This window comes from Streptomyces sp. NBC_00433 (genome assembly GCA_036015235.1).
Taxonomy (GTDB): Bacteria; Actinomycetota; Actinomycetes; order Streptomycetales; family Streptomycetaceae; genus Actinacidiphila.
Genome location: CP107926.1, coordinates 4,127,629 through 4,142,436, shown reverse-complemented (window position 1 = coordinate 4,142,436; position 14,808 = coordinate 4,127,629). Strand labels below are relative to the sequence as shown.

Annotated in this window: 12 protein-coding genes; all 12 read right to left on the bottom strand. The window is 71.7% G+C overall.

All coding sequences use genetic code 11. From position 1 onward, the window contains the following. Positions 1–2 precede the first annotated feature (2 nt). The 12 genes from OG900_17415 to OG900_17360 all read right to left on the bottom strand — a co-directional run bounded on the left by OG900_17415 (position 3) and on the right by OG900_17360 (position 14,252). Positions 3–326 carry a hypothetical protein gene (locus tag OG900_17415; protein ID WUH91712.1) on the bottom strand — a complete coding sequence of 108 codons (324 nt, stop codon included), beginning with the start codon at positions 324–326 and terminating at the stop codon, positions 3–5. Then, the gene (locus OG900_17410; protein ID WUH91711.1) at positions 323–745 is read right to left on the bottom strand and encodes a cupin domain-containing protein; all 423 of its coding nucleotides are present in this window, start codon (positions 743–745) and stop codon (positions 323–325) included. Before OG900_17410 ends, OG900_17415 begins: the two co-directional genes overlap by 4 nt. Before the next feature lie 178 nt (positions 746–923). Then, on the bottom strand, positions 924–1,643 hold the full coding sequence (locus OG900_17405; protein ID WUH91710.1) for a response regulator transcription factor: 720 nt from the start codon (positions 1,641–1,643) through the stop codon (positions 924–926). A gap of 221 nt (positions 1,644–1,864) precedes the next feature. After that, positions 1,865–3,589 carry a tryptophan 2-C-methyltransferase gene (gene tsrT, locus OG900_17400; GenBank protein WUH91709.1) on the bottom strand — a complete coding sequence of 575 codons (1,725 nt, stop codon included), beginning with the start codon at positions 3,587–3,589 and terminating at the stop codon, positions 1,865–1,867. A 272-nt stretch (positions 3,590–3,861) separates the two neighbouring features. Further along, positions 3,862–5,091 (bottom strand): acyl-CoA dehydrogenase family protein, encoded by a 1,230-nt coding sequence (locus tag OG900_17395; protein ID WUH91708.1) that lies wholly within the window; start codon positions 5,089–5,091, stop codon positions 3,862–3,864. Between the two features lie 37 nt (positions 5,092–5,128). Beyond that, on the bottom strand, positions 5,129–6,325 hold the full coding sequence (locus OG900_17390) for an acyl-CoA dehydrogenase family protein (GenBank protein WUH91707.1): 1,197 nt from the start codon (positions 6,323–6,325) through the stop codon (positions 5,129–5,131). 32 nt (positions 6,326–6,357) lie between these two features. Further along, entirely contained in the window at positions 6,358–7,656 is a 1,299-nt protein-coding gene (locus OG900_17385) for an ATP-grasp domain-containing protein (protein ID WUH91706.1), read from the bottom strand. Then, positions 7,653–8,936, bottom strand: a complete 1,284-nt coding sequence (locus OG900_17380) for a SidA/IucD/PvdA family monooxygenase (protein WUH91705.1) — start codon at positions 8,934–8,936, stop codon at positions 7,653–7,655. The genes OG900_17385 and OG900_17380 overlap by 4 nt, the downstream gene beginning before the upstream one ends. A 102-nt stretch (positions 8,937–9,038) precedes the next feature. Beyond that, positions 9,039–10,325, bottom strand: coding sequence for an ATP-grasp domain-containing protein (locus tag OG900_17375; GenBank protein WUH91704.1), 1,287 nt, complete (start codon positions 10,323–10,325; stop codon positions 9,039–9,041). After that, complete coding sequence (locus OG900_17370) at positions 10,322–11,641, bottom strand: MFS transporter (protein WUH91703.1); 1,320 nt, start codon at positions 11,639–11,641, stop codon at positions 10,322–10,324. Before OG900_17370 ends, OG900_17375 begins: the two co-directional genes overlap by 4 nt. Further along, the gene (locus OG900_17365; protein ID WUH91702.1) at positions 11,638–12,720 is read right to left on the bottom strand and encodes an FAD-dependent oxidoreductase; all 1,083 of its coding nucleotides are present in this window, start codon (positions 12,718–12,720) and stop codon (positions 11,638–11,640) included. The genes OG900_17370 and OG900_17365 overlap by 4 nt, the downstream gene beginning before the upstream one ends. Further along, a complete protein-coding gene (locus OG900_17360; GenBank protein ID WUH91701.1) occupies positions 12,717–14,252 on the bottom strand; it encodes a class I tRNA ligase family protein in 1,536 nt (511 codons plus the stop codon). The genes OG900_17365 and OG900_17360 overlap by 4 nt, the downstream gene beginning before the upstream one ends. Between the last annotated feature and the right edge of the window lie 556 nt (positions 14,253–14,808).

The following is a 14,808-nucleotide window of genomic DNA, read 5'->3' as shown; positions in this document are numbered from 1 at the left end:
GGTCAGGCCACCTCCTCGATGTAGGAGACGCCGGTCGCCGCGTGCGGGCCGTACCGCTCCCACGCCTCGTGCAGCCGCACCCGGCCGTCGTCGGTCAGTTCCGGGGTGTTCACGCTGCGCCCGCAGACCACCTCGCCCGAGGCGAAGACCAGCGTGTAGCCCATCGACAGCGTCCCGTCGGGCCCGCGGGTCCCCGCGGTCCAGCCGCGCCGGATCGCGCCGCCCGCGACCTCGCCCCAGACGAAGTCGTCCTGCTGGTGGTAGACGGCCTCGGTCGCCGTGTCCCCGTCCGGCGCGCGGAAGCGGCGCCCGTCGTAGTCGATCACGAGGCCACCGCCTCCGTGCCGGCCGCGGCCGCGGCGGTGTCCTCCGGCAGGCCGAGGAATTCCGCGGACATCGCCCGGTCCCACCAGATCGCGTAGTAGGCGAAGTCCTCGTCGTGCTCGTTGACGACGCTGTGCTCCACGTCGGGCCTGATGTAGGCCAGGTCGCCCGCCGCGACCTCCTGGCGCCGCCCGCCCGCGACGACGGTGCCGCGGCCGGACATGACGATGAAGATCTCCCGGTCGTGGTGCGCGTGCAGCTCCGAGATGTCGCCGGGGCGCAGCACGCACCAGGCGCCGCGGAAGGGCGAGTCGAGCCCCGCCCACGGGTGGAGGAGCTTCAGGTCGAGCCCGTGGGCCCTTTCGAGGTGGTCCGGCTCCATGGCGCGGATGGTCACGTCGGCGTGCTCGTGGTCGGTCAACGTCCCGCTCCGATCGGCTTTCTTCGACTGGGTGGCCGTGCGACAGCCCTCAGGCTAGAATCCGGCGACTCCCGGTCGACAGGGGAAGTCTTCCCTTTCCGACGGGAATCTGCGACGGGGAAGCGGAAATACATGCACCGAGCAGGTTTCCCGGTGCACAGGGCGGGATAAAAGGCGTTCAGCCATGACCGAGGCCCGCATCCCTGGCTAATACAATCGCTTGTGCGCGATCGGCCACGCCGAGCTTGCCGAAGATCGTGGAGACCCGATTGCTGATGGTCTTGGAGGCCAGTGCCAGTTCCCGGGCAATGGCGGTGTTGGACTTGCCGGCCGCGATGCGGTCGAGCACGTCCCGCTCCCTGTTCGTGAGCTGTGGGAAGGGGTAGTAGTACTGCCCGGTAGCCGGGCGGATGAGGACGCTGAGCCGGTCGGCTATCGACTTGTCCACGATGGCCTCGCCGGCCGCGACGGCCTGGATGCCGCGCAGGATCTGGTCCGCGTTGGCCCGCTTGATGAGGTAGCCGCGGGCGCCGGCGTGCAGCGCCGAGGTGATCGCCTTGTCGTCGTCGTCCGAGCTGAAGACCAGGACGCCGATGTCGGGTGTCATGCGCAGGACCCGGCTGATGACGTGCGTGCCGGTCGGCTCGTCCATCAGCGGGTCGACCACCAGGACGTCCGGGCGGCAGCGCGAGGTCTCGGCGAGCACCTCGTCCGCCGTGGCGGCCTCGCCGACGACCGATATCCCGCTGCTGCGTTCGAGTACGGATCGCACGCCGTGCCGGATCGCGGGCTGGGCGTCGGCGAGCAGGACGGTGAGCGGAGCAGGAGCCCCTTGGTGCGAGTACGGCGACGGCGGGGCCTGCCCTTCGGGCCGGTGCCCCGAATCCTCCTGTCGCACATCCGTGTGGGACGGGAGTTGCCGTTGTAATCTCGTGGTGTTTTCCTGCTGGCTCATTTGCCCCTCTAAATTGGATTTCCCCCAACGTGCTGTTCATGGTGGTTCGGTCGAGCGGTACCAGGATGGAGCAGGAAACAGCGGACCGCAAGAGCCGCAGGGATGCCCGGGTATAACTTCGGCAATTCAACGTTCTACGTTTCGCCGGAATATGCTCGGGTCCATTACATCCCGGCGGGCTCGGCGATGGCGCCGTCCTTCACCTGCCGCATGATGTCCTCGCGCTCCCGCCAGTGGGACCAGAAGGCGCCGGTGTAGCCGAGGCCGACCAGGCTGGTGAGGAAGGGGTTGTCGGCGTAGTTGTTGTCGTTCTCGCTGGCGCCGCCCAGCGTCGGCAGCATCACGCGGTGGTGGTCTGCGGGGTCGACCAGGTCCCAGAGCAGGTCGACGGAGGGGCTCCAGAGCGTGGTCGGGTCGCCGGGGGCCGCGGCGGGGTCGGAGGGGAGGTCGGGGGAGAAGTAGCAGACGAGGCGGAAGCCGCCGTGCTCGTCGAACATGAACTGCCGTTCGTATTCGGCCGGTCCCGAGCACTTCGCGAGCGGTTTGAGGATGATCGGGCCGGTCGCGGTGTTGGACTGGAGGCCGGGCAGGGTGCGCACCCCGTCGCACGCGGCGGCCATCGCGATGCCCATCGGCGTGTAGGGGAAGAGCCGCAGGCCCAGCGAGAAGCCGGTCACGGTCGCGTCGAGCTTCATGAAGGCCTCGACGCAGGCGCGCATGGTCTCGGGTGTCTCGCCCGGCATGCCGAAGAGGGCCTCGACCATGGTGAGGATGCCGTGCTGGGCGCACAGCCGCACCAGCCGCTCGGTGTCGGCGAAGTCGTAGTAGGTGGTGCCCTTCCCGGTGACCTTCCAGCCGGTGAGCATGTCCGGTCTGACGTGGTCGGAGCCGACGTTGACCCCGCGGCAGCCGGCCGCGGCGAGCAGCTCGGCGAATTCCTCGTCGAAGGGGCTGGGCTGGCAGTAGACCCACAGCCGCAGGTCCCGCAGCGGGCTCGGTGTCCGCTGGTGGCGGCGGCGGACGATCTCGCGGAGCACGTTCTTGGCGTGCGCGACCGACAGGTTGAACTCGCTGTCGGTGGTGTGCTGGTCCAGGACGCCCTGCGCGGCCAGCGCCTCCATCTCGTCCACCACCGCGGTCACGGAACGCTGCCCGAAGGACGTGCCCTTGGCGTCCGGCTCCACGCAGTGCGAGCAGCGGTAGGTGCAGCCGTTCTTGGTGAGGATGCCGCCGAGGCCGCCGCGCTGGTAGTAGAGCAGGTTGTCCACCTTCAGTGCCGCCCCGGACCTGCGGACGTAGGTCGCGGTGGCGTCGACCTGCCAGACCCGGGGCTCGAACTGGCCGGTGGGCGAGGGGAGCAGGGCCTGGCCGTGGCGTGCGGTCAGCACCGCGGGCGGCACCCGTACGACGCCGGCTTCGGTGGTGCGCAGCAGGCCCGGGACGGTGCCGGGGTCGCGGCCGGTGAGCAGGGCGTCCGCCAGGTCGCAGATGATCTTCTCGCCGGGGCCCTTCACCCCGTAGTCGATGCCGAAGTATTCGACCAGGGCGAAGGGCATGGTCGAGAAGCCGATGCCGCCGGCGATGATCGGTGCGTCCGTGAGCCGCTTGACCTCGGTGATGATCTCCTTGTGCTCGCCGACGAAGGGGCGCTGCTCGAAGGCGTAGACGGTGTCGGTGTTGCGGACGGTGACGCCGACCAGGAAGGGGTCGCGCTCGGCGAAGTACTCGGACAGGCAGGACTTCCAGTCCTCCCGGTGGAAGGTGAGGTCCAGCACCTCGACCTCGAAGTCGGCGGCCTCCAACGAGGTGGTGAGCACGTCGAGCGCGTAGGGCGCGATCGGCGGATGCACCTTGTTGGGGTTGACCAGAAGCACCAGGCCTCTGCTCATCGGGTCTCCTCCCGCGTATCGGACGGACTGGGTGGCCGGACGGCCCGGACAGGCATGACGGAGCGGCTCGGACAGGCCTGACGGTGGGGACGGGACGGGCCGGAGGCGCTAGTGCTGTGACCGCACAGGTCCGCCGGCTCGCGACGCCCTGCACGGCACCTCGTTGCGTTGCCGAATCGGCCGAGTAGGCCCGCTACGAGGCCGATCCGGCGCCTTGCGATGCACCGCACCGGACGCCGCGAGCCTTCCGGCGGACCTGTGCGGTCACAGCACTAGACGATGCCGAGGCTGATGCCGAACTCCGGTTGCCCGCCCACCAGATAGGCGCCGGCCGACTGGAGGATGCGGTCCTGGGCGATCAGGTGCTGGCACATCGTCGTGGTGTCGCGCAGCCAGCGGTCCATCGGCGAGGACCGGTTGATCGACCAGGTCTGGAGCAGGTCGTAGAGCCGGTTGACGATCGCGCGGGAGGTGCGGAAGGCGTGCAGCCAGGACAGCGGCGAGGCGGCGCGCTCGTCCAGGGTGAGGTCGTCCAGGGTGCCGCCGGCCGCGAGCACCTCCCACTGCCGGGCCATCGCGGTGTAGACGCCGCTGCGGGCGGCGTTGAAGTCGGCCTCGCACTCGGCGAGCGTGACCTGCGCACGGAAGCTGTCGGCCCAGGCGACGCCGGTCATCCGGTCGATCCTGGAGACCGCGATCTCCCGTGCGTGGTCCAGCGCCGCGCGCGCCACCCCCAGCGGCACCCCGCACATGGCGCGGGTGAAGGCGTCGGGCTGCGCGAGCGGCGAGGGCCGGCCGTGGACGACGCCGAAGCTGTACGTGTGCTCCTCCGGCACGAAGACGTCGGTGATCGTGTAGTCGCAGCTGCCGCTGCCGCACAGGCCGGTGGTGTGCCAGTTGTCGATCAGCTCGACCTGCTCGCGCGGCACCATGAACTGCCGGGACTCGTGCGGGTTGCTGCCGTCGGGGCTGGCGTAGGGCTTGCCGTCCTCGAAGACGAAGCCGCCCGAGGTCACCCAGTCGGCGTGGTCGATCCCGCTGCCGAAAGGCCACCGCCCGGTGAGCCGGTAGCCGCCCGGCACCCGCTCGGCCCGGCCGGACGGCTGGAGGAGCCCCGCGGTGATCATGTCGGGCCGGGGGAACATCTCCTTGGCGGTCGCCTGGTCGATGAAGTTGCTGTAGATCCCGGTGTTGGCGCCGATCACCGCGCACCAGGCCGCCGACGCGTCGCCGTACGCCAGCGCCTCGACGACGCGCGTCTGCTCGGCGGAGGTCAGCTCCAGGCCGCCCCACTCGCGGCCCCAGCACATGCGGAAGACGCCGGTGCCGCGCAGCAGTTCCACCACGTCGGCGGGCAGCTTGCGGTGCTGCTCGATCTCGGCGGCCCGCTCCCGCAGCACCGGGGCCAGCGCCTCGGCCCGTGCCAGGGTCTCGGCCGCGGTCCCCGGCGCCTGCGCCTCAGCGGTCAACGTCATGTCATCGCCCCTCAGCTGGTTGGTCATGCGGATTCCTCACTCGGCCCCGGTTCCGCGGTACGCGTCAGGTGGTGATGCCGAGGCTGATGCGGAACTTGGGCGTCCCGCCGAGCAGATAGGCGCCGACCGACTCCAGGACCACGTCCTGCGCGGTGAGGTTCTGGCACATGGTCGCGGTGTCGCGCAGCCAGCGGTCCATCGGCGAGGACCGGTTGATCGACCAGGTCTGGAGCAGGTCGTAGAGCCTGTTGACGATCGTGCGGGAGGTGCGGAAGGCGTGCAGCCAGGCCAGCGGCGAGGCGGCGCGCTCGTCGGGGGTCGGCTCGCCGCCGGCCGACAGCACCTCCCACTGCCGGGTCATGGCGGTGTAGACGCCGCTGCGGGCGGCGTGGAAGTCGGCCTCGCACTCGGCGAGCGCGACCTGCACCCGGAAGCTGTCGGACCAGGCGGTGCCCGTCATCCGGTCGACCCGGGTGGTGGCGACCTCCCGCGCGTGGTCCAGCGCCGCCCGCGCCACTCCCAGCGGTACGCCGCACAGCGCCCGCATGAAGGACTCCGGGTGCGACAGCGGGCTGATCCGGCCGCGCGGCTCGTAGAAGGTGAAGGTGCGGTTCTCCGGCACGAAGACGTCGGTGATCGTGTAGTCGCAACTGCCGCTGCCGCACAGGCCGGTGGTGTCCCAGTTGTCGACCGTCTCGACGTCGGAGCGGGGGACCAGGAACTGCCGCGACTCGTGCGGGTTGCTGCCGTCGGGGCTGGCGTAGGGCTCGCCGTCCTCGAAGACGAAGGCGCCGGAATTCACCCAGTCGCTGTGGTCGACGCCGCTGCCGAAGGACCAGCGGCCGGTGAGCCGGAAGCCGCCGGGCACCCGCTCGGCGTGCCCGGCGGGGGCGAGCACTCCCGCGGTGATCATGTCCTGGCGCGGGTAGACCTCCTTGACGACCTGGCCGTCCAGGAAGTTCGCGATCAGCCCGGTGTTGGCGCCGATCACCGCGCACCAGGCCGCCGACGCGTCACCGTAGGCCAGCGTCTCCACGACCCGCGTCTGCTCCATCGACGTCAGCTCGGGGCCGCCCCACTCGCGGCCCGAGCACATGCGGAAGACGCCGGTGCCGCGCAGCAGCTCCACCACGTCGGCGGGCAGCTTGCGGTGCTGCTCGATCTCGGCGGCCCGCTCCCGCAGCACCGGGGCCAGCGCCTTCGCCCTGGCCAGGATCTCGGCCGCGGTGTCCGGCTCGCCGCTGTGTGCCGTCGTCGTCATCTGCCCGTCCCTCGTCCGCTCGGTCACGCCGCTCACTCGTCCACGTCCAGCAGTCCGGCCGGCATCGCGAACGGCGCCCGCGGGTCGGCCGGCCCGACCGGTTCGGTGTCCAGCTCCACCAGCGCCGCCGCCGCCGTCAGCCGGTCCTGGCAGCTGTCCACGTCGTCGGCCTCGCACACCACGAAGGAGTGCCGCGCCAGGTAGCCGCCCGGCGGCAGCCGCAGCGTGGTGCCCGGCTCCGCCATCGGGGCGGCGGCCACCAGGCCCGGCGCCCGGCCGGGCTCGGGCACCCGTACGGACTTCAGCAGGCAGTCCGCGCCGGGGATGCCGAACCTGATGCCGGCCACCGCCCGCCGGGTGTGGGCGACGTCGGGGCGCTGCCCGGTGGCCACGTCGAAGAGCACCTCGCCCGGCTCGATACCGGTGGCGATCCGGCCGAGGAAGGGGATCAGGTCGCCGCCGAGCCGGCCGTTGACCTCGATGATCAGCGGCCCCCGGCCGGTCAGCCGCACCTCGCTGTGGGTGATGCCGTCCTCGATGCCGAGCGCCTGGTGCGCCCGCGCCAGGGTGCCGATCAGCTCCTTGTCGTCCAGCAGCGGGTCGGCCGCGTCCACGCTGTGGCCGACCTCCTCGAAGTACGGGTGGTCGCTGCTGTATTTGCGGGCCACGAACAGCGGCAGGTACTCGCCCTTGTGGACGGCGCCGTCGATGCTGATCTCCGGCCCCGGTGCGTACTCCTCCACGATCGCGCTGGCCCGGTAGGGGCCCGGGTCGACCCGGCTCGCCGCCAGCGCGACATCGAAGGCGGCGTCCAGCTCCGCCTCGTCGGCCGCGAAGACCACGCCGATGCTCGCGCCCATCGCCCGCGGCTTGAGCACCACCGGGTAGCCGATCCGGGCGGCCACCGCCCTGGCCTCCTCAACCGTGGTGGTCAGCCCGAAACCCGGCTGGTGCAGGCCCGCGGCGGTCAGCTCGGCCCGGGTCAGCTCCTTGTCGCGGCAGCCGCGCACCCCGCGCGCGGACAGTCCCGGCACCCCGAACTCGGCGGCCAGCAGCCCCGCGTCCAGCACCAGCGGCTCGTCCCAGCACATCAGGCTGACCACGTCGCGGCGGGCGGCCACCTCGCGGGCGGCCTGGCCCATCGCCTCGGTGTCGAAGACGTTGGTGACGACCACCTCGTCGAAGTAGGCCTGCTGCCACGTCGGCCTGAGGTTGTTCAGCAGCACCATGTCCAGGCCCGCCTCGCGGGCCCGCCTGCTGATCGGCGCGACCAGGTACTCGCGGTAGACCTTCAGGCCGCTGCCGATGACCAGCAGAGTGCGGCGGCTCATCGGACGGCCCCCGCCTCTGCGGTGCTGCGGCGGGTCAGCAGGTCGGTGACGATGTCGTGGCTGCGGTGCGCCAGGACGCTGATCAGGGAGTCGGCGATGCCGTGGGTGGCCTCGTTGACGCCCTGGAGGTAGACCGCACCCGGGCTGGACGAGCCGAGGTCCACCCGGTAGCTGCGGCTGACCGTGACGTTGTCGAGACCGGCGTGCTCGGCCAGATCCCGCACCAGGGCCGGCATCCGGGTGTCGTATCCGGTGCCGAGCAGGACCAGGTCGCAGCGCAGCGGCGACTCCTTTCCGGTCTTGCGGTCCAGCAGGTCGAGGACGACGTCGTTGTCCTCGATACGCGCGCCTGTCACCTCCGTCATGGCCCGGACTTCCGAGCGCTGCGCGCCCAGCATCCGATTCCGGTAGAGCATCGTGTAGAGCTCGTCGAGGAAAGGCGGTGCGAGTCCCGCGTAATTCGTGAACCGCATTTCGTCGAGCACCTGGGCGCGCACTTCCTGCGGGGTGTCGTAGAAGTCGTCCACGAAGGAGGGGAAGAACAGCTCGTTGACGAATTTGCTGGTCTGGTAGTTCTGCAGGCCTATGGAGCGGACCACCATCGTGATCTGGCTCTGCGGCAGGTTCTCGTGCAGCGCGTAGAACATCTCCGCCGCGCTCTGCGCGCCGCCGACGACGACCGCGCGTATCGGCTGGTCCTTGGGGATCTCCGCGATACGGCCGCGGTAGGTGGAGCTGTGGATGACGCGGTCGGGCGGCAGGTCGCCGAAGGGCTCGGGGACACGGGCGTCGCGGCCGCCGCCGATGACCAGGTCACGGCAGTGGATCGTGTCGCCGTCGGTGAGGGTCACCGTCCAGCCGGTGATGGCGTCGTGGCTGTCGCGCTCCGGGGTGATGCCCGCGGCCCGCGCGCTGTAGCGGATCTGTACCCGCTCCAGCGACGTCGCCACCCACTGCAGGTAGTCGGAGAACTCCCACCGGTAGGGGTGGAAGGTGCCCAGGTTCACGAAGTGGTCGAGCTTGCCCTGGTCGTGCAGGAAACTCAGGAACGAGAATCTGCTGCGGGGATTGCGCAGGGTCACCAGGTCCTTCAGGAAGGACACCTGGCTGCGCGCCCACGGCATCAGCAGATCGCGTTGCCATTTGATGTCGGGTGCCTGTTCGAGCAGCAGTGTGCTCTCGGCGAGTTCAGCGGATCCGCACTCCTCGATCGCCGCGGCCAGCGCCAGATTGGCCGGGCCCGCGCCAATCGCCAGAACATCAACCTCGCGGTGAGTCATATTGCCCCCTCGATGTCAGTGATGCCTTTTCAAGGTTAGGGAGTCGGTATTCCCGTGCCATAGGGGAACAATTCCCGAAGCAGCGGGAATCCGTTTTCGCTGCTACGGCTTTTCCGCCGCCGGGCTCCCGCCGGGCGGCCGCATCTCGATGCGGACCAGGTCGGCCGCGGCGCCGGCCAGCCGGTGCGCCTCCGCCGGGGTGTCGGCGCGGGTCATGACGATGCCCACCCGGTCCCAGGAGTTGCGCAGCCCGGTGAAGGACGTGCCGGGCGCGACGGCGCAGTTGGCGAAGAGCACGCCCTCGGCCCGCTCGGCGTCCTCGACACCGTGGACGGCCGCGACCGTGCCGGCGCCGGGCGCCAGGAAGCGCACGGCCGCACCGGACTTGGCCCTGACGGGCAGTTCGGCGGGCGGCTGCTCGCCCTTGAGTACGGCGAAGTAGGCGCGCATGAATTCCAGCGGGTAGGCCGTCTCGATCAGGTCGAGGATGGCGTCGCCGGGCATCCGGCCCGCGCACTCCACCAGGTACGGGATGCCGTCGGAGACGATCCACTCGCAGTGCACCACCCCGTCCCCGAAGCCGATCGCCGCCGTCAGCCGCGCGGTCCGCGCGCCCAGCAGGCCGGACAGCTCCGCGCTGATGTCGGCCGGCACGATGTGCGCCGACTCCACCGGATAGGGGCCCGGGTAGAGCTTCTTGGCCGTGACGTTGGTGAAGAGCGGCTGCCCGCCGCGTAAGAGCATCTCGACGCTGTATTCGTCGCCCCGCACGAACTGCTCAGCGAGCATGGCGACTTCCATCGGCCGGTCGGGGACGAAGATGCCCTCGTCCTGCACCAGGCACTCCGTCCAGGCCGCCGCCACCTCCGCCGGGCTCTCGACCACCCGGACGCCCAGCGACGCCTGCCGGTTGGCCGGCTTGAGCACCGCGGGACCGGGATGGCGGCGCAGGAAGTCCCGTACGTCGTCGGCGCTCTCCACCCGGACGCTCGCCGGGTTGGCGATCCCGGCCGCCGCGCTGACCTGCCGCAGCAGCGCCTTGTCCCGCAGGATCAGGGCCGCGCCCAGGCTCGCGCCCGGCAGCCCGTACCGCTCGGCGAGCCGGGCGGCGAAGGGCACCGCGTATTCGACCGCGGGGACGACGGCGACCGGGTCCAGGTCGCGGTGGGCGGTGTGGAAGGCGTCGGCGGTGCCGGGCCGGTGGTATTCCCACTCGATCAGCCCGCGGGCGTATCCGACGCCGGCGAGCTTGGCGTGCGCCTCCCGCTTGCGGGCGACGTCCGGCTCCTCGATGTAGACCACCGAGCCCTCGGGCTGGAAGGCCTCGATGAAGGGGATGGTGAGCCCCACGAATCCGACGATCACCACGGGACCTTGGGGCTGGTTCATGCCGTTCCTCCGATGACTTCTTCCGCCGCGCCCTGGCTGATCTCGTCCTGCTCCGTGGCGGTGCCCGGGTCGCGCCCGCGGTTCAGCCCGGCCATCGCGAGCACCCCCGCCACACCGTTGACCACGGCGCACAGCACCCAGAAGCCGTGGTCGAGCCGGGTCCACACGAAGACCGCGAAGAGCGGCCCGAGCGCGGCCGCCAGGCCCGCGGTCGCCTGCATCGTGCCGATGTAGCGGGCCTTGAGCGCCGCCGGGAAGGTCGCCGGGTGCGCGAACATGCTCGGGCCCGCGATCATCAGCCCGCTGACCTCGAAGACCGCGCCGATCATGATGAAGGCGGGGGAGTGCGCCGCCAGCCCGTAGACCGCGAAGCCGAGCGAGTTGACCAGGTGGCCGAGCACCACCGCGGTGTGCGTCGGCATCCGCAGGATGTACGTGGTGATCTTCAGCTCGCAGGTGATCAGCACCAGCGACGACACGGTGAGCACCGCGCTGTACAGCCCGGTCGGGTAGTCGTCCGCCTTGATCTGCAGCGGCAGCGCGATGAGCGACTGGACGTAGGTGATCGTGCCGAGCAGCACCGCGGTCAGGTAGAACATGTACTTCCGGTCCCGCAGCATCGCCCGGTAGGCGGCCCGCCCCGTGATCGGCGCTGGCGCGTCGGCCTCCGCTTCCTCGGGGCCGCGGTCCGCTGCCGCCTTCTCCTCCGCCGCGGCGAGCACCGCGCGCCGCGGCAGCAGCGCGAAGGCCAGGGCCGCGTAGACCAGCGTGGTCGCGCCGTCCAGCCAGAAGAGGGCGTCCCAGTCGACGAGGATCAGCCCGGCGGCGATCAGCGGCGCGAGCGCCGCCCCCGTGTTCAGCGCGATCCGCATCATCGAGAAGGCCATCACCTGCTGCCGCTCCGGCATCAGGTCGCTGAGCAGCACCGAGGCGGCGGGGCGGTACGCCTGCGCCAGCAGGCCGGCCGCCGCCACCACGACCAGCAGCGGCGCCAGCAGCCCCGAGCGGCTGAGCGCCGGGATCACCGCGACCAGCGGGCCTGAGCCGGCCATCGCGGCCACGATGGTGAAGCGCGGCCCGAAGCGCTGGGTGGCCTCGCCGCCCAGCATGGTGCCGAGGATGGTGCCGGCGCTGTACGCGACCAGGCACAGGCCCGCCGCGTCGACCGACAGGTGCCGGTGCGTCAGGTACAGCACCAGGAAGGTCTGGACGAACGCGCCCAGCTGGTTGACCAGTACGCCACCGAGCAGGTAACGCACCGCCATCGGGGTCGCCTTCAGCGTGTCGAACACGCCGACCGTGCCCTCGTCGGTCATATCGCAGCCTCCTTCGCCGCCGCCGCCACCGTCGCGGCGACCAGCGGGGCCGACGCGAACCCGGAACCCCCGCAGGCCGTACGCGCCCAGACGGCGGGGCTCATCTGGGCCAGCCGGGCACCGCCGGCGGCCGTATCGGTCGTGTAGTGGCACGCGCGGACCGCGACCACCTGGTAGCCGGCCGGGTCGCGGAGGATCCCGGCGTCCGCCAGCCGCTCCGCCCACGGCGCCTGGTCCTCGGCGCCGGCGTCGGTGTCGGCCGCCTCCCGGCAGACCGCGTCCGAGCTGACCTTGAGCAGCGTGCCGGCGACCGGCGGCACCACCCAGGCCCGCCCGTCCGTGCCGAGGCCGCCCACCGCGGGCGCATGGCGCCAGCGGCGGGCCTGCCCGCGGCCGGGCCGCAGGTAGACCATGGTCTGGCGGTGCAGCACCGCGGGCAGGCCGACCAGCTCCCCGGTCCACGGGCCCGCCGCGACCAGCACCACGTCACCGCCGACGACCTCGCCGCCGGCCAGCGTGACCTTCCCCGCGCCGGCGTCGACCGCCGCCACAGGGCTGTACGGGCGCAGCGCCGCCGCGGGCCTGGCCGCCAGCCACCTGGCCGCGGCCCGCAGCACCCGGCCGGCCAGCAGCACACCGGCCCGCGACTCGCGTACGCCCACGGTGCCGGCGGGGAAACCGAGCTGCGGCAGCGTGCCGGGCCCGACGGTCTCGACCGGCACGTCAGCGGCGGCGGCGAAGCGCGTGACCTCGGCGAGGCGCTCGCGCGGCCACGCGGTGACGACGCCCACCTGCCGGTAGCAGCCGGGGCCGAGCACCGGTTCGAGCTCCAGCCAGCGGCGGTGGGCCGCGCCCATCCGCCGGGTCGCCTCGATGTCGCCCACCGCGAGGGTGCGCAGGGTGCGGTGCTGGTCGTGGGAGGTGGCCGCGGGGTCGGGGATCGCGCCCCGGTCGAGCACGGTGACGCGGTGGCCGGCGAGCACGCACTCCACGGCTGTCAGCAGCCCGGTGACGCCCGCTCCGACCACGACCACCCGCGCGCCGCCGCTCCCGGCCGTCGTGCCCGGCCTGCCGCTCACTGACCGGCGCCGGTCAGCCGGGGCAGCGCGCGGGGCGTGACCTCGGTGGCCGGTGACGACGCGGGGATGGCCAGGTCCGGCAGCGCCTGCCCGGCCAGGTCGATCAGCAGCGGGGCGGCGCAGCGCAGGAAGACGTCCACCTCGTGGCAGAAGTCCCCGGCGTCCGCCGCGGCCACCTCCCACCGGTCGAGCCGGCCCAGCTGCTCGGTGAGCGTGAAGGCGGCGCCGGTCAGGCTGAAGCGGCGGGCGTCGTAGGAGGCGCCGAAGCGGTCCGCCATCCGCGCGGCGGCCTCCCGGGAGCGGGCGGAGACCGGCAGCGGCCCGCCGCCGGCGAACTTCTCGGCCTTGTCCGCGACCCGGTTCCACGGCTCCACCAGCCGGGAGGCGGTCACCTGGTCCATCGCGCCGCGGGTGAAGTTGGTGCGCTGGAAGTCCGGCCCCGTGGCGGCCAGGTAGAAGCGGATCAGGTCCCTGGGCACCTCGGCGGCCAGCTCGCGGCCGGTGACCACATGGCCGCGGCTGCTGGAGAACTTGTCGTTGTCCAGCTCGTAGAACTCGTTGGTCACGAAGTGCTCGGGCAGCGCGTAGCCGCCCAGCGCCATCAGCATCGCGACCCCGACCACCCCGAAGGCGAAGCCCGCGTCGGAGCCGAAGAAGTAGACGACCTTCGCGCCGGTCTCGGCGAACCACAGCGCGTCGTCGCCGGCCGGCGCCTCGCCGCGCGCCTCGGCGGCCAGCGCCGAGCTGTGCATGCTCCAGGCGATGACCTCGGCGTCGGCGTAGATCACCTGGCCCTCGACCTCGGGGAAGGGCGCGGGGATGCCCCAGGAGATCGGCAGTGTGACCGGGTAGTCGGGCAGCGGGCGGGACAGCAGCTCCTCGATCAGCCGGGCGAGCCGCGGCCGCATGGTGGGCGCGAGCCCCGCGAAGTAGCGGGTCAGCGCCGGCCGGTAGTCCTCAAGGGGCAGGACCAGCACCCGGGCCTCGCGCAGCTCCACCTCGTCGTCGGGGTGCAGCGTCGAACGCGGCTCGATCAGCTCGCCCGAGCCGATCCAGTGCCCGCACCCCTCGCACAGCCCGGCGCAGCCCTCCGACAGGCAGACCGGGCAGGTGCCGCGTACGTAGGCGTCGGTGAGGAAGTCCCCGGTGCGCGCCACATGGGGCAGCGGCACCGAGCGCAGCGCGAGGCGGTCCGCGTCGTACAGCCGCCGGAAGAGGTGCTGGACCCCGGTGACGTACCGCTCGTCGAAGCGTACGAAGCCGTCGGGCTCGATCCCCACCGCCTCCAGCGTCCGCTCGACCTGAGCGCCCGACCTGACCCGCAGCTCCTCCGGCGGCACACCGAGGCGCCTGGCGGTGGTCACGATGTAGTTCTGGGTGAAGTGCACGCCGGTGCCGAAGAGCACGTCGCGTCCCGCGGCCCTGGCGTACCTGGCGCAGACGTCGGCGCTCAGGAACGGCCCCGCCAGGTGGCCGAGGTGCAGATCGCCGTTCGCGGTCGGGCCGGGGGCGATCACCATCGTGCGTTCCATCGATCGATCCTTTGTTCGGCAGCGGTGGGGACGTCTTGTGGGGTGCCGCGGAAAGCGTCGGGAGAAATTGATCCCGCTCACACAGAGAAAAACCCGTTGCGGTGCGCGATTCATCGATGGTGCGGCCACCGGTCGGTAAGTCCGGCGATGGACGTCCTGAGGCTAGATTTCTGCTGTTCCCGATCGATAGGGGAACTCTTCCCGAGGACTGGGGAATCTGGACCGCCGCTGCCCGGCGCGGCGGGGAAGCCCGGGGCGCGGCTCCGTGGCCGCGCAACCTCCCAACGGACCCGGTCCGGGCCGCTCGCGGGGGGAGCGGGCCGGGCGGCGGCAGGGCAGGCGTCCGGACGGGCCAGGACCGGATGCCTTTCCCGCCGGGATCCGCGCGGCGTTACCCGTGAGGTATTAGGGACGCGCGTGACAACAGGGCAGGGGGCTTTTCCGGGCTTGATTACCCGGGATCACGCGAAATTCCGCCGCGTTCGGCGAGGGCCCGGCGAAGACATTTCCGGGCGAAGGCCGGGGCGGCATCTCCACTACGTCTCGGACGGCGGAC

Coding starts and splice junctions, on each gene's coding strand:
- OG900_17385 (WUH91706.1), bottom strand. CDS start 7,656: ATGAGCCGCCGCACTCTGCTGGTCATCGGCAGCGGCCTGAAGGTCTAC.
- OG900_17380 (WUH91705.1), bottom strand. CDS start 8,936: ATGACTCACCGCGAGGTTGATGTTCTGGCGATTGGCGCGGGCCCGGCC.
- OG900_17360 (WUH91701.1), bottom strand. CDS start 14,252: ATGGAACGCACGATGGTGATCGCCCCCGGCCCGACCGCGAACGGCGAT.
- OG900_17395 (WUH91708.1), bottom strand. CDS start 5,091: ATGACCAACCAGCTGAGGGGCGATGACATGACGTTGACCGCTGAGGCG.
- OG900_17370 (WUH91703.1), bottom strand. CDS start 11,641: ATGACCGACGAGGGCACGGTCGGCGTGTTCGACACGCTGAAGGCGACC.
- OG900_17375 (WUH91704.1), bottom strand. CDS start 10,325: ATGAACCAGCCCCAAGGTCCCGTGGTGATCGTCGGATTCGTGGGGCTC.
- tsrT (WUH91709.1), bottom strand. CDS start 3,589: ATGAGCAGAGGCCTGGTGCTTCTGGTCAACCCCAACAAGGTGCATCCG.
- OG900_17390 (WUH91707.1), bottom strand. CDS start 6,325: ATGACGACGACGGCACACAGCGGCGAGCCGGACACCGCGGCCGAGATC.